The sequence below is a fragment of the Streptomyces sp. NPDC048255 genome (genome assembly GCF_040652415.1).
In the GTDB taxonomy this organism is placed as follows: domain Bacteria; phylum Actinomycetota; class Actinomycetes; order Streptomycetales; family Streptomycetaceae; genus Streptomyces.
In genome coordinates this window covers 58945-80174 of record NZ_JBEZMA010000033.1, presented here as the reverse complement: position 1 = coordinate 80174, position 21230 = coordinate 58945, and the positions used below count along the sequence as shown (strand labels likewise).

25 protein-coding genes are annotated in these 21230 nt (G+C 70.5%); 20 read left to right on the top strand and 5 right to left on the bottom strand.

Going from position 1 to position 21230, the window contains the following annotated elements; all coding sequences use genetic code 11:
• Window positions 1–199: 199 nt before the first annotated feature.
• From rpe to AB0D94_RS24315, 5 genes are all read left to right on the top strand, one after another.
• Window positions 200–886 (top strand): ribulose-phosphate 3-epimerase, encoded by a 687-nt coding sequence (rpe, locus tag AB0D94_RS24335; RefSeq protein WP_362055451.1) that lies wholly within the window; start codon window positions 200–202, stop codon window positions 884–886.
• Window positions 887–1021: 135 nt separating this feature from the next.
• On the top strand, window positions 1022–2044 hold the full coding sequence (locus AB0D94_RS24330) for a sugar-binding domain-containing protein (protein ID WP_266938937.1): 1023 nt from the start codon (window positions 1022–1024) through the stop codon (window positions 2042–2044).
• 279 nt (window positions 2045–2323) lie between these two features.
• On the top strand, window positions 2324–2545 hold the full coding sequence (locus tag AB0D94_RS24325) for a CarD family transcriptional regulator (protein WP_031145007.1): 222 nt from the start codon (window positions 2324–2326) through the stop codon (window positions 2543–2545).
• A gap of 49 nt (window positions 2546–2594) precedes the next feature.
• A complete protein-coding gene (locus tag AB0D94_RS24320; RefSeq protein WP_362055449.1) occupies window positions 2595–3068 on the top strand; it encodes a ribonuclease domain-containing protein in 474 nt (157 codons plus the stop codon).
• Entirely contained in the window at window positions 3065–3523 is a 459-nt protein-coding gene (locus AB0D94_RS24315; RefSeq protein ID WP_362055447.1) for a barstar family protein, read from the top strand. The genes AB0D94_RS24320 and AB0D94_RS24315 overlap by 4 nt, the downstream gene beginning before the upstream one ends.
• A 218-nt stretch (window positions 3524–3741) precedes the next feature.
• Here the strand turns inward: AB0D94_RS24315 and AB0D94_RS24310 are convergent, their stop codons facing one another.
• From AB0D94_RS24310 to AB0D94_RS24290, 5 genes are all read right to left on the bottom strand, one after another.
• A complete protein-coding gene (locus tag AB0D94_RS24310) occupies window positions 3742–4218 on the bottom strand; it encodes a group II truncated hemoglobin (protein ID WP_323181786.1) in 477 nt (158 codons plus the stop codon).
• 2 nt (window positions 4219–4220) lie between these two features.
• Entirely contained in the window at window positions 4221–4544 is a 324-nt protein-coding gene (locus tag AB0D94_RS24305) for an antibiotic biosynthesis monooxygenase family protein (RefSeq protein ID WP_362055444.1), read from the bottom strand.
• A 72-nt stretch (window positions 4545–4616) separates the two neighbouring features.
• A complete protein-coding gene (locus tag AB0D94_RS24300) occupies window positions 4617–5126 on the bottom strand; it encodes a hypothetical protein (protein WP_362055442.1) in 510 nt (169 codons plus the stop codon).
• A 60-nt stretch (window positions 5127–5186) separates the two neighbouring features.
• Window positions 5187–6935, bottom strand: a complete 1749-nt coding sequence (locus tag AB0D94_RS24295; protein ID WP_362055440.1) for an FAD-dependent oxidoreductase — start codon at window positions 6933–6935, stop codon at window positions 5187–5189.
• The gene (locus AB0D94_RS24290) at window positions 6932–7204 is read right to left on the bottom strand and encodes a UBP-type zinc finger domain-containing protein (RefSeq protein WP_362055438.1); all 273 of its coding nucleotides are present in this window, start codon (window positions 7202–7204) and stop codon (window positions 6932–6934) included. The genes AB0D94_RS24295 and AB0D94_RS24290 overlap by 4 nt, the downstream gene beginning before the upstream one ends.
• A 276-nt stretch (window positions 7205–7480) precedes the next feature.
• Between AB0D94_RS24290 and AB0D94_RS24285 the strand changes: the two genes are divergently transcribed.
• Genes AB0D94_RS24285 through AB0D94_RS24215 form a run of 15 tightly spaced genes read left to right on the top strand, consistent with a single transcriptional unit; the run spans window position 7481 to window position 21180 of the window.
• Window positions 7481–8305 carry a type 1 glutamine amidotransferase domain-containing protein gene (locus AB0D94_RS24285; RefSeq protein ID WP_362055436.1) on the top strand — a complete coding sequence of 275 codons (825 nt, stop codon included), beginning with the start codon at window positions 7481–7483 and terminating at the stop codon, window positions 8303–8305.
• Window positions 8306–8348: 43 nt separating this feature from the next.
• Complete coding sequence (locus AB0D94_RS24280; RefSeq protein WP_362055434.1) at window positions 8349–9992, top strand: thiamine pyrophosphate-binding protein; 1644 nt, start codon at window positions 8349–8351, stop codon at window positions 9990–9992.
• Between the two features lie 44 nt (window positions 9993–10036).
• Window positions 10037–10471: a nuclear transport factor 2 family protein gene (locus tag AB0D94_RS24275; protein ID WP_362055432.1), complete on the top strand. Its 435-nt coding sequence runs from the start codon at window positions 10037–10039 to the stop codon at window positions 10469–10471.
• A gap of 23 nt (window positions 10472–10494) precedes the next feature.
• On the top strand, window positions 10495–10950 hold the full coding sequence (locus AB0D94_RS24270) for a nuclear transport factor 2 family protein (protein ID WP_362055430.1): 456 nt from the start codon (window positions 10495–10497) through the stop codon (window positions 10948–10950).
• A 4-nt stretch (window positions 10951–10954) separates the two neighbouring features.
• Window positions 10955–11335, top strand: coding sequence for a nuclear transport factor 2 family protein (locus AB0D94_RS24265; RefSeq protein ID WP_323181788.1), 381 nt, complete (start codon window positions 10955–10957; stop codon window positions 11333–11335).
• Between the two features lie 11 nt (window positions 11336–11346).
• Complete coding sequence (locus AB0D94_RS24260) at window positions 11347–12975, top strand: GMC oxidoreductase (protein ID WP_362055427.1); 1629 nt, start codon at window positions 11347–11349, stop codon at window positions 12973–12975.
• Window positions 12968–13579: a DJ-1/PfpI family protein gene (locus AB0D94_RS24255; RefSeq protein WP_362055425.1), complete on the top strand. Its 612-nt coding sequence runs from the start codon at window positions 12968–12970 to the stop codon at window positions 13577–13579. The genes AB0D94_RS24260 and AB0D94_RS24255 overlap by 8 nt, the downstream gene beginning before the upstream one ends.
• Window positions 13579–14025: a VOC family protein gene (locus tag AB0D94_RS24250; RefSeq protein ID WP_362055423.1), complete on the top strand. Its 447-nt coding sequence runs from the start codon at window positions 13579–13581 to the stop codon at window positions 14023–14025. The genes AB0D94_RS24255 and AB0D94_RS24250 overlap by 1 nt, the downstream gene beginning before the upstream one ends.
• A 1-nt stretch (window position 14026) precedes the next feature.
• On the top strand, window positions 14027–15847 hold the full coding sequence (locus tag AB0D94_RS24245) for an AGE family epimerase/isomerase (protein ID WP_362055421.1): 1821 nt from the start codon (window positions 14027–14029) through the stop codon (window positions 15845–15847).
• A 37-nt stretch (window positions 15848–15884) separates the two neighbouring features.
• Window positions 15885–16235 carry an STAS domain-containing protein gene (locus AB0D94_RS24240; protein WP_362055419.1) on the top strand — a complete coding sequence of 117 codons (351 nt, stop codon included), beginning with the start codon at window positions 15885–15887 and terminating at the stop codon, window positions 16233–16235.
• Window positions 16232–18373, top strand: a complete 2142-nt coding sequence (glgX, locus tag AB0D94_RS24235; protein ID WP_362055417.1) for a glycogen debranching protein GlgX — start codon at window positions 16232–16234, stop codon at window positions 18371–18373. Before AB0D94_RS24240 ends, glgX begins: the two co-directional genes overlap by 4 nt.
• A 26-nt stretch (window positions 18374–18399) precedes the next feature.
• Entirely contained in the window at window positions 18400–18711 is a 312-nt protein-coding gene (locus AB0D94_RS24230; protein ID WP_266937944.1) for an STAS domain-containing protein, read from the top strand.
• Window positions 18708–19181, top strand: a complete 474-nt coding sequence (locus tag AB0D94_RS24225; protein ID WP_362055414.1) for an anti-sigma regulatory factor — start codon at window positions 18708–18710, stop codon at window positions 19179–19181. Before AB0D94_RS24230 ends, AB0D94_RS24225 begins: the two co-directional genes overlap by 4 nt.
• Window positions 19163–20422: a PP2C family protein-serine/threonine phosphatase gene (locus AB0D94_RS24220; protein ID WP_362055412.1), complete on the top strand. Its 1260-nt coding sequence runs from the start codon at window positions 19163–19165 to the stop codon at window positions 20420–20422. The genes AB0D94_RS24225 and AB0D94_RS24220 overlap by 19 nt, the downstream gene beginning before the upstream one ends.
• Window positions 20422–21180 carry a P-loop NTPase gene (locus AB0D94_RS24215; protein WP_362055410.1) on the top strand — a complete coding sequence of 253 codons (759 nt, stop codon included), beginning with the start codon at window positions 20422–20424 and terminating at the stop codon, window positions 21178–21180. Before AB0D94_RS24220 ends, AB0D94_RS24215 begins: the two co-directional genes overlap by 1 nt.
• Window positions 21181–21230: the final 50 nt, after the last annotated feature.

Sequence of the window (21230 nt, the reverse complement as noted above, 5' to 3'; positions counted from 1 at the left end):
CCGGGGGGGGCCCCCCCCGCGCGTCCTCGCGGGGGCCCCCGGGGGGGGGGGGGGGGCCCGGGGGGGGGGGGGGGGGGGGGGGGGGGGCGCGGGGCCCCCCCCCCCCGCCGGTGGTCCATGATCGCTTGAGTGCCGCCGCCCGCCCCCGAGTTCCGGGGTCGTGGCCGGAAGTGGCCGGGGGCATGGCAGGCTTGGGGGCATGGCCGCTCAGATCTGTCCCAGCATCCTGTCCGCAGACTTCGCACGCCTCGCCGAGGAGGCGAAGGCCGTCGAGGGGGCCGACTGGCTCCACGTCGACGTGATGGACAACCACTTCGTCCCCAACCTGACGCTCGGCATGCCCATCGTGGAATCGCTGAGCCGGGCCACGGACATCCCGCTGGACCTCCACCTGATGATCGAGGACCCGGACCGCTGGGCCCCGCAGTACGTGGAGGCCGGCGCGGGCTCGGTCACCTTCCACGCCGAGGCCGCCGCGGCGCCCGTACGGCTGGCGCGGGAGATCCGGGCGAAGGGGGCGCGGGCGTCCATGGCCCTCAAGCCGGCGACGCCGATCGAGCAGTACGAGGACATCCTCCCCGAGCTCGACATGCTGCTGATCATGACCGTCGAGCCCGGCTTCGGCGGCCAGCCCTTTCTGGACATCATGCTCCCCAAGATCCGCCGGACCCGTGAGCTGATCTCCAAGCACGGTCTGGAGCTGTGGCTCCAGGTGGACGGCGGGGTCTCGGCCTCGACCATCGAACGCTGTGCCGAGGCCGGCGCCGACGTGTTCGTGGCGGGCAGCGCGGTCTACGGAGCGGTCGAGCCGTCGGCCGCCGTGCGCACGCTGCGTGAGCAGGCGGATGCGGCGATCGCCGTCGCGCCGTGGGCTTGCGACCACTGAGCCAAGGGTTGATGAACAGCTCGGTGAACGGGAGCTGTCCGGGCTGATCAACTGTCGTCGGATCTGACAGGATGAACGGCGAGTCGAGAGTGTGAACACGAGAGTGTGAGCAGTGAGGAGAACGCGGTGTCTGCAATGTCGGCGGGACGGTCAGCCCTGCGGATGGGACCCGCGGAGCTGGTGCAGGCGGCGGCCATGGCCCGCCGCTTCTACCTGGAGGGCAAGTCCAAGATCCAGATTGCCGAGGAGTTCGGCGTGAGCCGCTTCAAGGTGGCCCGGGTGCTGGAGACCGCCCTCGAGCGCGACCTCGTACGGATCGAGATCCGGGTGCCCGCCGAGCTCGATGCGGAGCGCTCCGACGCGCTGCGCGCCCGGTACGGGCTCCGGCACGCCGTGGTGGTGGAGTCCCCGGCCGACGCCACCGAGGACGCGCCCGACCCCGAGAACCTCGGGGCGGTCGCGGCCGATCTGCTGGGCGAGCTGGTCAACGAGGGCGACGTACTGGGTCTGGCGTGGGGCAGGTCGACCATCCACATGGCCGCCTCCTTGCACAGGCTGCCGCCCTGCACCGTCGTACAGCTGACGGGCGTCTACGACGCGGGGACCGCCGAGCGGGGCTCCGTGGAGGCCGTACGGCGTGCCGCGCAGGTCTCCGGCGGGGACGCGCACCCCATCTACGCGCCGATGCTGCTGCCTGATCCGGCCACCGCGGCCGCGCTGCGCAGCCAGACCGGGATCGCGCGGGCCTTCGAATACTTCGACAAGGTGACCGTGGCGGCCGTCTCCATCGGCTCGTGGGAGCCGGGGATCTCGACCGTCCACGACATGCTGACCGACGAGGAGCGGGCCCACTACGCCTCGCTGGGCGTCGCGGCCGAGATGTCCGCGCACCTCTTCGATTCCGAGGGCCGGCGGGTCGGCCGGGACCTGGGCGAGCGGTGCATCACCGTCGAGGCGGACCGGCTGCGGCGGATCCCCGAGGTCGTGGCGATCGCGGGCGGGCTGCGCAAGGCCTCGGCGATCGGGGCGGTGCTCCGCTCGGGGCTGGTGACCAGCCTGGTCACCGACACGGCGGTCGCCGACTACCTGCTGACGGAGTCGGCCCCCGGGCTGCGGCCGGCGCTGGAGCGGGCCGATCCGGACACGGACGCCGCGTAGTACGGGCTGACGGGGCAGCGTAGGGGCGGCGGGGCCGTCCGGGGACGCGCGGAGACGCACGGGGGACGGACGCGGTCTGCTGCGGTCTGCCGCGGTTTGTCGCGGCCTGTACGGGGACCAGTCGCGGCCCGTCCGGGGGACCAATGGGGTCTGACGAGGACCGACCGGACGGATCGGGCCCGCGGGCGGGCCGACCGGTCGCCGCTGGGGCGGATGGTGCCGGAATTGAGATCCGAACGGCGGACCGCGCGGCGCCCTGCGGGGCGCATACTGGTTCCAATGACAAAGTCAGCAGTACCTCGCCGCCATTTGCCGTCCAGCCCGTTCAAGGCCCCCGTGGAACCGCCGCTCCGGCAGTTCAGCGTCGGCGACCGGGTCACTCACGATGAGCACGGTCTCGGCCGTGTCGTCGGAATCGAGGAGGGGATCGCTGTTCTCGTCGACTTCGGGTCGGTCCAGAAACGAATCCTGAGCCCGTACACCAAGATGGCCGCCCTCTGAGGTCATCGGGCGATTCGCGAGCGAATCGGATATTTGGCACGATCGGTGCATGATCTTCCGGAACGTGCCCCGATCGTTGCTGCGTTTGCTGGGGGCCGTGTTCCTCTGCGCCGCGCTGGTCGGTGCGGTGGGCTGCGGTGGGAAGACACCCGCGCCTGCCGCCGCCAGCACCAGTGCCGGCCTGACCGCGGGTCCCGGCACCGCTGAGCCCACGGGTGGGTCGGCCACGCCCCGGTGGGCCGAGGGGATGGCCACCGTACGGGCCGACGCGCTGCCCCGCGAGGCCCGGGACGTACTCGCGCTGATCGACAAGGGCGGCCCGTACCCGTACCGGCAGGACGGGACCGTCTTCGGGAACTTCGAGCGGATCCTGCCCCGGCAGAAGCGTGGCTACTACCACGAGTTCACGGTGCGCACGCCGGGGGAGCGGGACCGCGGGGCCCGGCGGATCGTGACGGGTCAGGGTGGGGAGTTCTTCTACACGGACGACCACTACGAGACCTTCAAGGCGGTTCTCCGATGAGCCTGGACCCGCAGTCGCTCGCCCCCGCGCTCGCCGCCGCCGAAGAGGCCGGCTGGAGCACCGTGCGGCTGGACCTGGACGGGGTGCGCACCAAGGCGGAGCTGATGCGCCGGTGCGGGGACGCCTTGCGGCTGCCGGAGTGGTTCGGCGGGAACTGGGACGCGCTGGCGGACGCGCTGCGGGATCTGTCGTGGCTGCCGGATGCGGAGGGGCGGCTGGTGGCCGTGACCTCGTGGCGCGGGTACGCCGCCGCGCGGCCGGGCGACTGGGAGATCCTGCGGGAGGTCCTGGAGGAGGCGGTGGATTTCTGGCGGGGGGTGGGGGGCTCGGCGCCGCCGTTGGCTGTGCTGGTGGCTGAGCCGGAGCCGGAGCCGGAGCCGGAGCCTGGGCCTGGGCCTGGGCCGGTTGCCGGGGCTCCGCCCCGGACCCCGCGCGGCAAGCGCCGGCGGGGCTGACGAGATCGGGGGCTCCGCCCCCGGACCCCCGCGCCTCAAACGCCGGCGGGGCTGGGTTTGCCCCGGTGGGGCTGGAGTTGCCCCCGGTGGGGCTGGGTTTGCCCCTGGCAGGGCTGGAGTTGCCTCCGGCGGGTGGAATTGCCTGGCGGCGCCGGATTGCCCGGGGGCCGGTGGGTGCGTCCCGGGCCCCTTGGTCCGGCAGGGGCCCGGGGCGCGGGTCAGTCCGTGGGTGTCTTCGGGATCCACGGTGGGGTCTGGCCCCAGGACCAGACCGGGATCTTGGCCGCGTCGACCGGGGGCGGGTTGGGGCCGGAGTAGATCAGGGCCATCCGGGTGCCCCACTCGATGTAGTAGGCGAACACGCCGCGGAACTCGGGGTCCGTCGGGAGGCCGACCTCGTCGGCCGTGTCCATGAGCAGGTCCACCCAGCGGCGGCGCTGCTTCTCGGTGATCGCGCGGCCCAGGTGCTTGGTGGCCATGTGCTGGTGGCCGCCGTGGTGGGCGGAGTAGTCCGACGGGCCGCCGAACACCTCCGAAAGCCAGACCGCGACGTGCTGCGGGTGCTCGGAGTCCATGCCCGCGAAGACCGGGGCCAGGATCTCGTCCTGCAGGGCGTGGGCGTAGAAGGCGTCGGTGAGGCGGTCCATCGCCTCCGCGCCGCCCATCCACTCGTAGATGGTGGGTGTCGTGCTCATGGTTATCCGGCGGCCTTTCCGGTGCCCGCGACCTCGGTCACCGTGTAGTGCTGCATCTCTTCGATGGCCGTCACGTACGGGCGGATCGCGCTGAAGAACGCCGGGAAGTGCTCGCCCTTGCGGAAGCCGTTGAGGTGGGCGTCGACCGAGGTCCAGCGGATGCGCAGGATGTAGCGCTCCTTCTCCTCCTCGCAGCGGGCCAGTTCGTAGTCGATGCACTCGGGCGAGGCGGCCAGGGCCTCGGCCGCCCGGGTGTACGCGCTCTCGAAGGCCGGCTGTTCGTCCAATGCGATCCGGTAGCGGATGTATTCGACGGTCGTCGTCATGGTGCGTGCCTCTCCCTGGGTGTTGGTCCTGGCCAGCCTTACGCGATCATGCGCGGCCGTGGGGCGGATTCCTCATTCGGAGGCGGACTTCCTGGAGTCGGCGCCGTCGGACACGTCCGGACCCTGTGCGCGGACCTGCCTGACCTTGTCCAGGGAGTCGCGCAGCTCGGTCAGCCAGGTGTCCGTGTTGGCCCCGACGAGGCGCACGCACCAGGCCAGGGCGTCGGCCCGGCTGCGGGCCACGCCGCCGGCGACCAGGGTGTCGAGCACCTGGCGCTCGGACTGGCGCAGCCGGGTCATCACCGGGACGGCGAGGTGGGTGAAGAGGGTGGTCTCCTCGCCCACCCGCACGCCCCAGGCGACCTTGCGGCGGTACAGGGCCTCGGCCTCGCGGGCCACCTCGATGCGCTGTTCGCGGGTGCGTTCGCGGAACTCCTTGACCGACTCGGTCGCCGGGACGGCCCCGACGACCGTGATCTCCTCGCGGTCGACCGTGACCGAGACGAGGGACTCGTAGACGTCCACCGGCAGGCGCTCGGCGAACCACGCGCGGAGCTGTTCGCTCTGTTCGGCTGTAATCATGTAATTAACGTTGCATCCGTTGCGGGCATGATCGCAAGGGACGCAACGCTGATTACGCTCTCAGCCCATCGAGCGGTAGCGGTGGATCAGGGAGACCGCCATCGCCCCCTCGCCGACGCCGGAGGCGACCCGCTTCACGGAGTGGGCCCGGACGTCGCCCGCGGCGAAGACGCCGGGGACGCTCGTCTCCAGCGGGTAGGGGGCGCGTTCCAGGCTCCACTCGGCCGGCAGCTCGCCCCCGTTCGCGATCAGGTCCGAGCCGGTGAGGACGAAGTCGTGGTCGTCGCGTTCCACGACGCCCGCGAGCCAGTCGGTGTGCGGGCGGGCGCCTATGAAGGTGAACATGAAGCGGGCCGGGATCTCCCGGTCCTCGCCCGTGTCCGCGTCGTGCAGGGTGATCCGCTCCAGGTGCTCGTCGCCGGCCAGGGAGACCACCGTGGTGCGGACCCGCACCTCGATGTTCGGGGTGCGGTCGATCTCGTCGATCAGGTAGCGGGACATGCTCGCGTCCAGGGACTGCGCCCGCACCAGGATCGTCACCCGGGCCGCGTACTTGGCGAAGTGCACGGCCGCCTGGCCCGCCGAGTTGGCCCCGCCCACGATGAACACGTGCTGCGAGATGCAGGCCGAGCTCTCCGTGGTCGCCGCGCCGTAGTACAGGCCGGCCCCCTCGAAGCGGTCGGCGCCGGGGGCGTCCAGGCGGTTGTACGAGACCCCGGTCGCCAGCAGCACCGTCTCCGCGCTGATCTCCGTGCCGTCCGCCAGCGTGAGGATCTTCGCCGGGTCGTCCCGGGTCAGGGAGACCACCTCCACCGGGTGCAGGATCTCGGCGCCGAACCGGGAGGCCTGGATGGTGGCCCGGCGGGTCAGGTCCCCGCCCGAGAGGCCCGAGGGGAAGCCGAGGTAGTTCTCGATCAGGCTGGAGGTGCCGGCCTGGCCGCCCGGGGCGCGGGAGTCCAGCATCAGGGTGGACAGGCCCTCGGAGGCCGCGTACACCCCGGCCGCCAGGCCCGCCGGGCCCGCGCCCACGATGACGCACTCGTAGTGCGGGCGGGAGGCGGTGGTGGCCAGGCCGAGGCGCTGGGCGAGCTCCGTGTCGGTCGGGGCGGAGAGGACCGTGCCGTCCGGGAAGCGGACCAGCGGGAGCGCGGCGTCGGGCTGGGCGGCGGCGATCACGGTCAGCGCCTCGGGGTCCCGCTCCACGTTGAGGAAGCGGAACGGCTGGCCGTTGCGGGTGAAGAAGTCCCGGACGGCGTGGGTGCCGGGGGAGACCAGGTGGCCGGCGACGATGATCCCGTCGTACGCCGGGCGGTAGGTGGCCAGCCAGTCCGACAGCAGGTCGTCCAGGACCGGGAAGAGCCGCTCGTGGGGCGGGTCCCAGGGCTTGAGCAGGTAGTAGTCCAGCCGGACCCGGTTGATGGCGGTGATCGCCGCGTCCGTCTCCGCGTACGCCGTCAGCAGCACGCGGCGGGCGTCCGGGAAGCGGCTGACCGCCTCCAGCAGGAACTCCACGCCGGTCACGTCCGGCATGCGCTGGTCCACCAGGAACAGGGCCGGGTCGTGCCCGCGTTCGTCGAGGGAGTCCAGGATCTTCAGGGCGTCGGCGGCCGAGGAGGCGCCGAGCACCCGGTAGCGGTCCCCGTACGCGCTGCGCAGGTCGCGGCGTACGGCCCGGAGCACCTGGGGGTCGTCGTCCACGGCGAGGATGACGGGCTTGCGGTTCTCCGCGCGTTCGGCGTCGGCGCGGGCCACCGATGCGGCGGTGGGCGCGGCGGTGGGGGCGGCGGCGCGCTCCGCGGGCGCACTCATGCCGGGTCCAGCATCAGCTGGTCGGCGTAGCACCAGGCCCAGTCCTCACCGGGCTCGTGGGAGGCCGCGATGGGGTGGTCGGTGGTGCGGTGGTGCCGGGTGGCGTGACGGTTCTTCGAGGAGTCGCAGCACCCGACGTGCCCGCAGCTGAGGCACATCCGCAGGTGCACCCAGCTGTCACCGGTGACGAGGCACTCCTCGCAGCCCTCGGTCCCCGGTTTCACCGGACGTATCTGATCGATGTGTGTGCACAACAGGTCCATCGTCATCGTCCCCGTCCCTCTCCTCGTGCTCGTCCCCTGCGTCTCGCGCCCCGTGAATCACGCTCGTCAGACCATAGGGCGGGGCCCCGGTAATGGTTCAGTGATTCGGCCGAAGTCAGGTAGTCCTGGAGCTACTTCATGATGTCGGCGGACGACTACCTGAAGTGGTGCCATGACCTTGGCTTCTACCTCACGAAGTCGCACACCGGCGCTTTGACGCGGGCACCCGGCACGGCCAGTGTGGTGGACGCCAACGACAACAGGCGGCGCCTGGAGGAATACGTGAGCAGAAAGATTCTGGTCATTGTCTCCGAACACGGTTACTGGGCCGAAGAACTGATAGGGCCCGTATCCAAGTTCGATGAGCGGGGCTACGAGGTCATATTCGCCACGCCGACCGGAAAGCGTGCGCACGCTCTCCCGCCGAGCCTCGACGCGAACTACATCGACCCCCCGCTGGGACGCTCGGTCACCACCGAGGAGAACGCCCGGCTGGGGCGGGAGTTCGAGCAGTCGAGCCGGCTGGACTCGCCGCTCGACATCGAGGCGTGGGTGCCCGAGCGCCCGTACACGAGCGACGAGGGCTACCTGCGCAAGCTGGAGCAGTACCACCGCGATCTGGACAAGCTCGACGCCGACATCGCCGGGTACGACGCGATCCTCATCGTCGGCGGCAGCGGCCCGATCGCCGACCTCGCCAACAACGAGCGCGTGCACGCCCTGATCCTGGCCTTCAAGAAGGCCGGCAAGGTCGTGGCCGCCGAGTGCTACGGGGTCGCCTGCCTGGCGTTCGCCCGGGACTGGAGCGACCGCAAGAGCATCATCTGGGGCAAGCACGTGACCGGCCACTGCAAGGAGTACGACTACAAGGACGGCACCGGATTCCTCGGTACCGACTTCAACATGGGGCCGCCGCCGTACCCGCTGGAGTACATCCTGCGCGATGCGACGGGCCCGCGCGGCGCGTACCACGGGAATTTCGGCAAGCCGGTCTCGGTCATCGTCGACTTCCCCTTCGTCACCGGGCGTTCCACCCCCGACTCCTATCTCACGGGGCAGAAGATCGTGGAAGTCCTGGAAAACGGTCTCACCCGTTACGGCTGGTAATACCGGAGGGCGCAGGACCGACGGAGAGATGAGGGGGAGTTCGATGAATACCGGAGCCACTCCCGGACGGGAAAGGCTGATCGAGCAGTTCAAGGCCGACGGCCTGAATGTGATGTTCGGAAATCCGGGGACGGTGGAACAGGGATTCCTCGACGCCGTCGACGCGGCGGAGGACTTCCAGTACGTCCTCGCCCTCCAGGAGACCGTGGCCGCCGGCATCGCCGACGGGTACGCCCGGGCCACCGGCGGCGCGGCCCTGCTCCAGCTGCACTCCGGAGTGGGGCTGGGCAACGGCATCGGGATGCTTTACCAGTCGCTGCGCGGCCACACCCCGCTCGTCGTGGTCGCCGGTGACGCCGGGGTGCGCTACGACGCCATGGACGCGCAGATGGCGTCCGACCTGGTGGCGATGGCCAAGCCGGTGACCAAGTACGCGACCCGGGTCACCGACCGGCACTCCGTGCTCCGCACCATCCGGCGGGCCGTGAAGATCGCGCTCACCCCGCCCCGCGGGCCCGTGTTCGTGGCGCTGCCGATGGACGTGCTGGACGAGCTCAACTCCGAGCCCGTCCTGCCCGCCGCGGTGCCGCTCACGGACGTGGCCCCCTCGCCGGCCTCGGTGGGGCGGGCGGCCGAGCTGCTCGCCTCCGCCGAGAAGCCGGTGGTCCTCGTCGGGGACGGGGTCGCGCTCTCCGGGGCGCAGGCCGAACTCGTCGCCGTCGCCGAGCTGCTGGGCGCCGACGTGTACGAGGTCGACTCATCCGAGGTGAACATCGCGGCCTCGCACCCGCTGCGGCGCGGCCAGACCGGCCACATGTTCGGCCCCCACAGCAAGGAGCTGGTCGGGGACGCCGACGGGGTGCTGATCGTCGGCACCTATGTCTTCCCGGAGGTGTTCCCCGAGCTGGAGAGCCCCTTCCGGGCGGACGCGAAGGTCGTCCACATCGACCTCAACGCCTACGAGATCGCCAAGAACCACCCCGTGGACCTCGGCCTCGCCGCGGATCCCAAGCAGGCGCTGCGCGCGCTGGCCGGCGTACTGGAACACCGGCTCACCGCGCAGCAGCGGGCCGCCGCGGCCGCCCGGCTCGACGTACGGACCCGGGACCGGGCCCGCGACGCGCGGGCGGCCACGGACGACGGCACGCCCATGGCCGTCTTCCTGAAGACCCTGGCCGAGCGCACCGGCAGGAACCTGATCGTCTTCGACGAGGCGCTGACCACCTCCCCGCTGGTCACGAAGTACCTGCCGCCGGAGCGGCCGGGCGACTACCACCTCACCCGGGGCGGTTCGCTGGGCGTGGGCTTCCCGGGCGCGGTCGGGGCCAAGCTGGCCCGGCCGGACCGCCTGGTCGTCGGGTTCGCGGGCGACGGCGGGTCGATGTACACGTACCAGGCGCTGTGGACCGCCGCCCGGCACGGCATCGACGCCAAGTTCGTGGTCTGCAACAACCGCAAGTACCGGCTGCTGGACGACAACATCGCCCAGTACTGGCGGGAGCGGGACATTCCCGAGCACGGCTTCCCGGGCTCCTTCGACCTCTCGCACCCCGAGATCGACTTCGCCGGGCTGGCCCGCTCGCTCGGCGCCGGCGGGACGCGGGTGGAGAAGCCGGACGAGGCGGTCGCCGCCGTGGGCCGGATGCTGGACCACCCCGGTCCCTTCCTCGTCGACATCCAGATCTGACCAGAGCAGTCACGCAGCACGGACACGGAACAGGAGGAGACCGCATGCCCGCCGAGCGGCAGTTGACCGAGGAAGCGATCCGCAGTTTCGCCGAGAACTGGTACGTCGCGCTGGACCGGCACGTGGGACCGGCCGAGGTGCTGGCCATGATCACCGAGGACCTGGAGTTCAAGGTCCCGGAGGACACCTTCCTCGGACACGAGGGCTTCGGCCGCTGGTACACGGCCGTCACCAACCGGTTCTTCGACGAGGTGCACACGGTCACGAAGGTGGAGCCGGTCATCGAGGGCGACCGGGCGATCGTCCGGGTCCTCGTCAACTGGCAGGCCAAGATCTGGGACCCGCCGGCCGCCCGCAGCCAGTGGCTCGGCTTCGACGCCGACCAGACCTGGACCGTCGTGGCCGGCCCGGACGGACCGCTGATCAAGCAGTACACCGTCAACGACCTGGCGCCGATGCCCGGTTCCGGCTCCCTCTGACCGCCGGCGAAGGAGAAGCGACGATGACCGAAGTGACGCGTGAGCGGGTCCAGGCGGCCTACGCCGCCCTCGGCTCCGGCGACCGGGCGCGCATCCTGGAGTACTACTCCGAGGACCTGCGCTGGCTGGTGCCCGGCAACCACCCGCTCGCCGGCTGGTACGAGAGCCTGGACGCCTTCCTGGAGCTGATGGGGCAGACCCACAAGCTCACGGGCGGCAGCTTCCGGATGGACCTGGAAGCGGTCCTCGTCGGCGAGGACTGCAGCGCCGACGTCTGCCGCAACGTCGCCCTGCGCGACGGCGCCGACCAGGCGAGCCGGTCCCCGTACGAGCGGATGGACTACCCGGTCTTCCACTTCATGCGGTGGCAGGACGGCCGGATCGTCGAGGGCCGCGACGGGCTCTTCGGGGACACGGCCTCCGCCTTCAGCCAGTTCTGGGCGCCCTTCGCGCCCGACGGAACCCGCAGGGACCGATAGGGGGATGAGCGCGATGGACGCGAAGCAGATCCTGCAGAAGTACTACGAGTACGCCAACGCCGGGGACTGGGACCGCTGGTGCGACCTGTTCGCCGACGACCAGGTCATGGACGAGCAGCTGGCCGGACACATCGAGGGCCTGGAGGTGCTGCGCTCGATGATGAAGGGCATGGGCACCATGTACCGGGTCTTCCGGAACGAGCCCGTGCACTTCATCGTCGACGGGGAGAAGGCCGCGGCCGTCTCCCACCTGACCGCCGTCAGCGCCTCCGGCGAAGCCATCGAGGCCGAGGTCATGAACTTCTTCCGGATCGTGGACGGAAAGATCGCCTACATGGCGAACTACCACGACACCGTTCCCTTCCAGGTGCTGAGCCAGGGCTGAGGGGGGAACTCGTGGGCGTCTCCGAGACCGAAGAGTACGACTACATCGTCGTGGGATCCGGCACCGCGGGCAGTGTCCTGGCCAACCGGCTCTCCGAGGACCCGGACGTCTCCGTCCTCGTCCTGGAGGCGGGCGGCTCCCGGATCCCGCCCGAGGTGGACGACCCGTCCTCCTGGTACAAGCTGCTCGGCGGGCCCGTGGACTGGGGCTACACCAGCGTCCCGCAGCCGGGCCTCGACGGCCGCCGCACCTACGAACCGCGCGGCAAGGCCCCCGGCGGCAGCAGCAACCTCTACATCATGATGCACATCCGCGGCCACGCCTCGGACTTCGACAACTGGGCGTACCAGGGCGCGGCCGGCTGGGCGTACGAGGACGTGCTCCCGTACTTCGCCCTGCTGGAGGGCCAGGAGGACGCCACCGCCGCGACCACCGGGACCCGGGGGCCGCAGCGGATCACCAACGCCGGGCTGCACGGCCCCAACCCGGTCTCCCGCGCCTTCATCGACGCCTCCGTCGAGCTGGGCCACCAGGAGATCGCCGACTTCAACACCGACGGGCCCCGGCGCGGCCTCTTCGGCACCGGCTGGCACCACATCGACGTGGCCGACGGGCGCCGCCAGGGCACCCTCGCCTCCTACCTGGAGCCGGCGCTCAAGCGCGCCAACCTGACCCTGCGCACCAGTGCGCAGACCACCCGGCTGCTCTTCGACGGGGACACCTGCACGGGCGTCGAGTACGTCCAGCTCCAGGCCCCCGCCACGCTTTCGGGCAGCGACGTCCCGGGCCGGACCGTGCGCGACGGCCACAGCGCCGCGCAGACCCCCGGGGCGCACACCGTACGGGCCCGCCGGGAGGTGGTCGTGGCGGCCGGGGCGATCGAGTCCCCGAAGCTGCTGCTCCTCTCCGGCATCGGCCACCCCGAGCAGCTGCGCGAGCACGGCATCGCGGTCACGGCCGCCCTGCCGGGCGTCGGAGAGAACTTCCACAACCACGTCCTGACCGGGCTGATGGCCGAGGTCACCCAGGAGCTCCCGCCCCCGGCGCAGAACCTGTCGGAGAGCGCTCTGTTCCTGTCCTCGCAGCCCGGGCTGCCGGCGCCGGACCTGCAGATCGCCTTCGTCCACGTGCCCTTCGACGTGATCGTCGGCCAGGACCACCCGAACACGGTGTCCATCCTGCCGGGCGTCGTACGGCCGGTCTCTCGCGGCTGGATCCGGCTGGCGAGCGCCGACCCGCTGGCCCACCCGCTGATCCACCCGAACTACCTGGGCGACCGCTGGGACCTGGAGCGGATGGTGCAGGGCGTGAAGATCGCCCGGGAGATCTTCGCGACCTCCGCCTTCTCGCCCTGGTACAAGCAGGAGCTCCAGCCCGGACCCGGTTACGTGAGCGACGACGACCTGCGGACCTTCGCGAAGCAGAAGTCGGAGAGCTACCACCACCAGGCCGGCTCCTGCCGGATGGGCATCGACGACCTCTCGGTCGTCGACCCCGAGCTGCGGGTGCACGGCGTACGGAACCTGCGCGTCGTCGACGCCAGCGTGATGCCCGCGGTCCCGTCGGGCAACTGCCACACCGCCATCGCGATGATCGCCGAGCGCGCGGCGGACTTCCTGAAGGGGGTGTCCCGTGCCTGACGTCGTCCTGCGCGAGGGCGCGCTGTCCGGGACCCGCATCGCGGTCCTGGTCGAGAGCGACTTCTACGAGCCGGAGATCTTCTACTACCAGCACCGGTTCGCGGAGGAGGGCGCCGAGGTCGACTTCCTGACCCGGCTGTGGGGCAACGACTCCATCACCTTCTCCGGCCACGAGTACCGGGCGCCCTTCACCGCCAGCCGGTCCCTGGAGGGGCTGAGCGACGAGGAGCTGCGCCGGTACGCGGCGCTCATCGTGCCCTCGGGCATGGTGGCCGACCGGCTGCGCTACACGGAGGACGTGGACCAGCTGGCCCCGGCGACGGAGCTGCTGCGCCGGGCCTTCGAGGAGCCGACGGTCCTCAAGGGGATCATCTGCCACGGCATGTGGCTGGCCTCCTCGATCCCGGGCAAGGTGCGCGGCCGCAAGGTGGTGTGCCACAACAACCTCATCGGTGACGTCCGCAACATGGGCGCGCAGTACGTGGACGAGGACGTGGTGGTCGACGGGGACCTGGTCACCGGCCGCACCGGCGCCCACCACCACCTCTTCGCCCGCCGGATCATCGAGCTGGTCGCGGCCGGACGGGGCCGGGGGGCCGGCTGATGCCGGGCCCGATGGTCTGGTCGCACGTGGGCCTGAACTGCACCGACCAGAAGACCACCGAGGAGTTCTACACCCGGTACTTCGGCTTCACCCGGGCCCGGGTGGTCGACCTCGGGGAGGCCCAGATCGTGTTCCTGCGCAAGGGGGACGCGTACCTGGAGCTCTTCGCGGCCGGCGCCGAACCGGCCCGCGAGGCGCACGACGACGGGCCGCAGGCCCCGGGCCGGATGCGCCACCTGGCCTTCCAGACCGACGACGTGGACGCGTTCCTGGCATCGCTGGGGGACGCGGCCGAAGTGACCCTGGGTCCGCTGGACTTCGACGACTTCATCTGCGGGTGGCGGACCGTGTGGGTCCGCGATCCCGACGGGGTGATCGTCGAGGTCAGCCAGGGGTTCGAGGACGACCGCTCTCACGAGGGCTCTCACGACAAGGACGGTGCATGACATGGCGGACGCTGTGAGCTTCTCCTTCTCCGACACGATCGCCGGATACGTCGACCGCTTCGACTCCGGTTCGCGCGTGCTGCGGCTGAAGACCTCCGACGGCCGGACGTTCGACGTCTCGCTGGCCGGCGACCCGAGCGCGGAGCTGGTCCGCAACCTGGAGGAGCCGTACATCGACGCCTCCGGGCACATCGACGAGATGCTCTCCCCGGGCCGGTTCCTCTTCGTCTACGGCGTCCACTACCCGGAGCAGGGCGGGCGCTTCGACGCCAAGCGCCTGGTGTTCCTGGGCCGCGGCGCCGAGGACTACCGCTTCGAGGAGCCCAGCTGGTGGATCAAGCAGATCGAGTCGCTGGCCGACTTCTACAAGCGGGCCCAGTTCGGCGACGGGCCGGTGGACTTCACCGAGTACCGCACCGAGATCCGGCTCGGCGGCGACAAGACCGCCAGCCACGTCCAGGAGACCGACACGATCTCCCGCCTGGTCTACGGCATGGCCTCGGCCTACCTGCTGACCGGCAAGGACGAGTACCTGGAGGTCGCCGAGCGCGGCACCGAGTACCTGCGCAAGCACATGCGGGTGGTGGACAGCGAGGAGGACGTGGTCTTCTGGTACCACGGCATCAGCGTCGACGGGGACACCGAGCGCAAGCTCTTCACCTCGGAGTTCTCCGACGACTACGACGCGATCCCGATGTACGAGCAGATCTACGCCCTGGCCGGCCCCATCCAGACGTACCGGGTCACCGGTGACATCCGGATCAAGAACGACGCGGACGCCACCATCCGGCTGTTCGACAAGTTCTTCTTCGACCCGGAGCAGGGCGGCTACTACTCGCACATCGACCCGATCCTCTTCAGCGCCGACCACGAGTCCCTCGGGGAGAACGCCGAGCGCAAGAACTGGAACTCGGTCGGCGACCACGCGCCCGCGTACCTGATCAACCTGTACCTGGCGACCGGCGACCAGAAGTACGCCGACTTCCTCGAGTACACCTTCGACACCATCGCGGACAAGTTCCCGGACTACAAGAACAGCCCCTTCGTCCAGGAGCGCTTCTTCCGCGACTGGTCCCACGACACGGCCCACAGCTGGCAGCAGAACCGCGCGGTGGTCGGCCACAACCTGAAGATCGCCTGGAACCTGATGCGGATGAACTCGCTGAAGGCCAAGCCCGCGTACGAGGAGCTCGCCAAGAAGATCGGTGAGATCATGCCGGCGGTCGGCAGCGACGTGCAGCGCGGCGGCTGGTACGACGTCGTCGAGCGCGTCAAGTCCGGCGACGAGGAGACGTATCGTTTCGCCTGGCACGACCGCAAGGCGTGGTGGCAGCAGGAACAGGCGATCCTCGCCTACCTCATCCTGAACGGCACCGTCGGCGGCGACGCGAACCTGCGCGAGGCCCGGCAGGCCCAGGCCTTCTACAACACCTTCTTCCTCGACCACGACGAGGGCGCCGTCTACTTCAACGTGCTCGCCAGCGGTACGCCGTACCTGCTCGGCACCGAGCGGCTCAAGGGCAGCCACTCGATGTCCATGTACCACTCGGCGGAGCTCTGCTACCTCTCCGCCGTCTACAACAACCTGCTCATCAACGGCCGGGAGATGGACTTCCACTTCCAGCCCGACCCGACCAACCTGCCCGACCGCGTGCTGCGCGTCTCGCCCGACCTGCTTCCCGCGGGCTCGGTGCGGATCGCGTCCGTCGAGATCGACGAGAAGCCGTACGAGGAGTTCGACGCGGACCAGCTCACCGTCCGCCTGCCCGACGTCCAGGGCCGGGTCAAGGTCAAGGTGCGGCTGCGTCCAGTGGCCAAGTAGCGCTCAACGGGGGGCGCCCCAACCAGAGGGGAAAGCAATGACTCTCAACATCAAGGAACGCCGGAACAAGACGGGCACCGTGCTCGTCGCCACCGGCGAGATCAACAGCGGCACATCCGGCGCGCTGCTCGAAGCGCTGCTGCCGCTGGTCCGCGAGGGCAAGCCGCTGAAGATCGACCTCACGGCGGTCACCTACGTCTCCAGCGCGGGCCTGCGCACGCTGCTCGTGGTCTACCGCGAGGCCCAGCACGCGGGCGTCGCCGTCACCCTCTACGGGGTGAGCGAGGAAGTCCGGTTCGTCATGTCGGCCACCGGTTTCCTCGACTTCTTCGAGACCGGCGAGGCCGCCGCGGCGGCCGCCAAGTCCAAGGCGAAGGCCGCGCGATGAGCGAGGCCCGGTCCGAGCAGGTCCTGCGCGTCGACGCGTACCCGACCCACGAGGTGGGCGGGTACCGCGTCCGCGCCGGCAAGCCCTTCCCCTTCGGGGCCAACGTGGTCCCCGGCGGGGTCAGTTTCTCCGTCTTCTCCGACCAGGCCACCTCCATGACCCTGGTCATCTACAAGCGCGGAGAGCCCGAGCCGACGGCCGAGCTGGAATTCCCCGAGGAATTCCGCACCGGCAGCGTCTTCGCCATGACGGTCTTCGGCCTCGACCACGAGAACATGGAGTACGGGTACCGGGCCGACGGCCCCTACGACCCGGCCTCCGGCCACCGCTTCGACGCCCGGCAGGTCCTCTCCGACCCCTACGCCCGGCTGATCTCCGGCCGCGACGTGTGGGGCGTGGAGCCGGACCGCAGCCGCGGCTACCAGTACCGCTCCCGCGTCTGCCTCCAGGACTTCGACTGGGGCGACGACACCCCGCTGGGCATTCCGGCCGAGGACCTCGTCGTGTACGAGGCCCACGTGCGCGGCTTCACCCGGCACCCCTCCTCGCAGGTCACCGCCCCCGGCACCTTCGCGGGGCTGCGGGAGAAGATCCCGTACCTGAAGGAACTCGGGGTGAACTGCATCGAGCTGCTCCCCGTGTTCGAGTTCGACGAGAGCGACAACCCGCGCTCCAACCCGGAGACCGGCGAGCAGCTCTACGACTACTGGGGCTACAACACCGTCTCGTTCTTCGCGCCGAAGGCCGGATACGCGGCCACCGGACGGTACGGGATGCAGGGCGACGAGTTCCGCACCCTGATCAAGGACCTGCACGCGGCCGGCATCGAGGTCATCCTCGACGTCGTCTTCAACCACACCGCCGAGGGCAACGAGCAGGGCCCGACGATCTCCTTCAAGGGGCTCGACAACGCCACGTACTACATGCTCACGCCCGAGGGGTACTACTTCAACTTCAGTGGCACGGGCAACACCGTCAACTGCAACCACCCCGTCGTGCGCAACTTCGTGCTCGACTGCCTGCGCCACTGGGTCGCCGACTACCACATCGACGGCTTCCGCTTCGACCTCGCGGCCATCCTCGGCCGGTCCCTGGACGGCACACCGCTGCCCAACCCGCCGCTGCTGGAGCTGCTCGCCTACGATCCCGTCCTGCGGCACACCAAGCTCATCGCCGAGGCCTGGGACGCCGGCGGACTCTACGAGGTCGGCAACTTCCCGGCGTACGGCCGCTGGGCGGAGTGGAACGGGAAGTACCGCGACACCGTGCGCAGCTTCCTCAAGGGCGACCCCGGGATCACCGGCGAACTGGCCACCCGTATCGCCGGCTCGCCCGACCTCTACTCCAGCCGCGGCACCGCCGCCTCCGTCAACTTCCTCACCGCGCACGACGGCTTCACGCTGGCCGACCTGGTCTCGTACAACGACAAGCACAACGAGGCCAACGGCGAGGGCAACAACGACGGCGGCAACGACAACGCCAGCTGGAACTGCGGGGCCGAGGGACCGACCGACGACCCCGAGGTCAACGCGCTGCGGCTGCGGCAGATGAAGAACGCGCTCGCCATCCTCTTCACCAGCCAGGGCATCCCGATGCTGCTCTCCGGGGACGAGGTCGCGCGCACCCAGCAGGGCAACAACAACACGTACTGCCAGGACAACGAACTGTCCTGGTTCGACTGGGACCAGGTCGACGACAACGCCGAACTGCTCCGGTTCACGCGGGAGATGATCGCCTTCCGCAAGCACCACCGCGAGCTGCGCTCCACCGCCCACCCCACCGGCCAGGTCCGCGAGGACCTGGGCCTGCCGGACATCAGCTGGCACGGGGAGCGGGCCTGGCAGCCCGACTGGTCGTCCGAGAGCCGGCTGCTGGCGGTGGCCCGCTGCGGCACCGGGGACGACGACGTGGTGTACGTGGCCATGAACTCGCACTGGGAGTCGCACGACCTGGAACTGCCGCCGCTGCCCGGCGGCCGCAGCTGGCACCTGTTCGCCGACACGGGGGCCGAGGCGCCGCACGACATCCGCACCCCGGGCACCGAGCAGGAGCTGGACAACGCCGGGAAGTACCTGATCGGCCCGCGGTCGGTCGTGATCCTGGTGGGCCGTACGAACACCGACTCCGACACGCCCTGACACGCCCTGACCGAAGGAGACCTGACATGCCGCTTTCCGTGTCCCTGAGCATCGAGGGCGACACCACCGTGATCGAACTGACGGGCGAGCTGGACGCCAAGACCGCCCCGGAGTTCCACCAGACCATCGAGAAGGCCGCCGGGCACGGCACCAACACCGTCGAGATCAGGATGGCCGGCGTCGGCTACATGGCCAGCGCCGGACTGCGCTCCCTGGTCTTCGCCCAGCAGAAGGTGGCCAACCACGTCACCATCAAGGTCGTCGGTGCGATCGAGCCCGTCTCCCGGACCATCCGGACCGCGGGGCTCGACCGCAGCATCGTCCTCTCCGATGAGTGACCATCGTGAGTGACATGGTCGAACTGGCGAGGACGCCCGCCGTACTGGAGGTGCCCGCGACCATCGGGGCACTGGGCGACATCGCCTCGTTCGTCCTGCGGCTGGCCGGCCGGGCGGGCCTGGACAAGGGCGCCGCGTACCGGATCCGGCTGGCCGTGGACGAACTCGCCACGAACATCGTGATGCACGGGTACCGGGGCGGCGACGGGCGGATCACCGTCCGCGGCCGCTCCGGTCCCGGCGGGGTGCAGATCGTCATCGAGGACTCGGCGCCACCCTTCGACCCCGTCGCAGGCTGCCTGCCCCCCGTCCCCGGGGTCGCCCCCGAGGACCGGCGGATCGGCGGCCTCGGCATCCACCTGGCGCTGACCAGCGTGGACGAGTTCAGCTACGCACACAGGGACGGCAGCAACATCAGCACGCTGACTGTGAAGGCTGAGGGGACGGACCCATGCCCTCCACGACCGTGATCATCCTCGACGAGTACCCGCCTCCGCCGCCGGAGCTGCTCCACGCGCTGCGGACGATGGACGCGGAACTCGTCACGCGCAGCCTCACGGAGCTGCGCGAAGGCCCACTGGAGCTGCTGCCCGTCGCGGACGTGCTGCTCGCCCCGGCCGAGTCCGAGGGGGAGTCGGTACGCCTGGCCGTACGCCGGCTGCGCCGCTGGGCCGGCGCCCCCATCGTCGTCGTCTGGGCCGTGACCGCGTTCGCCGCACTGGAGGAACACGTCCGGATCGGGCACGACTACCTGGTGCCGCCCTTCCTGCCCGCCCTCGTCGGGGCCCGGCTGCACAGCTGCTCGGAGCGCGCCGGACTCGGCCGCACCCTGCGCGAAGCCGACGCCCGCGCCGAACTCATGGGCTACGAGAAGGAACTGGAGATCGGCCGGGAGATCCAGGCGGGATTCCTGCCCGAATCGCTGCCGGTCCCCGCGGGCTGGGAGATCGACGTCCGCTTCCGGCCCGCCCGGCAGGTCGCCGGGGACTTCTACGACGTCTTCGAGATCTCCCGCGGCAGGCGGCTGGCCTTCATCGTCGCCGACGTCTGCGACAAGGGGGTCGGCGCCGCGCTCTTCATGGCGCTCATCCGCTCCCTGCTCCGCCACACCGCGGAGAACAGCGGCCTCCAGCACCTGGTGGCCGCCGGGCGGGCCGGCGGCAGCCGGCGGATCCCGGTCGTCGGCGCCACCCCGCTGCTCAACGCGGTCACGGCCACCAACGGCTACCTCACCCGCAACCACCTGCGGCAGGGGTACTTCGCCACCCTGTTCTTCGGGGTGCTGGACCCCCTCACCGGCAGCCTCGTCTACATCAACGGCGGCCACAACCCGCCCCTGCTGCTGCCCGGCGACGGCAGCCCGCCGATCGCGCTGGACATCACCGGACCGGCCGTCGGGGTCCTCCCCGACTGCGTCTACACCCTCGGCTACGCCCAGCTGGACCCCGGCGACACCCTCTTCGTCTTCACCGACGGAGTGCCCGAGGCCCGCTGCCCGCGAGGCAGCTTCTTCGGTGACGAACGGATGCTGGAACTGCTCACCGCGCCCCTGGTGAGCGGCAAGGACGTGGTGGACCGGATGGACGTGGCGGTGCTGGAGCACACCGGGACGGCCGAACAGCACGACGACGTCACCATGCTGGCCCTCCACCGGCCTCGTGCGGCGCGGGGGCCGCACGCGGACGGTGCCCGTCACAAGGTGGTGGCCTAATGACCCGCACCATCGTGGTGCACTCGCACCGCGGTGGCACCGGGAAGTCCTCCGTACTGGCGAACCTCGCGCTGCTGATCGCGGCGGAGGGACGCCGTGTGGGGGTGGTGGACACCGACATCCAGTCACCCACCCTGGACCTGCTGTTCCGGCTCGGCCCCGGCGCCTCCCTGGCCGACTACCTGCTCGGACGCTGCGAGATCGAGGCCGCGGCCCAGCGGGTGGGCGACGGTTCCCTTCTGGGAGGGGGGCTGTACGTCGTCCCCGCCCGGACCGGCACCGCCGCCCTGCGCGAGATCATGACCAGCGGCTATGACGTGGGGCTGCTGCCGGAGGGCTTCGACCGGCTGGCCGAGCACTTCGCGCTCGACGTGCTGCTCCTCGACACCCACGCCGGGCTCAACAACGAGTCGGTGACGGCCATGGCCAGCGCCGACGTACTGATGATCATGGCCCGGGCCGACCGGATCGACCTCTCCGGGGTCGAGGAGACCATCGCCCTGGCCGGGCGCCTGCCCTGCCGGCGGACCCTGGTGCTGAGCATGGCCCCGGAAGGACTCGACCGGGACGAGGCCCGGCGGCGGACCGAGGAGGTGTACGGCGCACCCCTGGCCGGAATCCTTCCCTACTCGCCGGAAATGGCCGCTCTCTACGGAGAGCGCATATTCGCAGAAGCCCATCCCGACCATCCCATGGTCGGTGAATTCCGCACCATCATCTCGGCGTTGGACGCACGTGACGAAGTATCACGGGCATGACGCCCTCCCCTTACGCCCCCTGCTAGGGGCGTGTTGAATCGGCAGCGAAT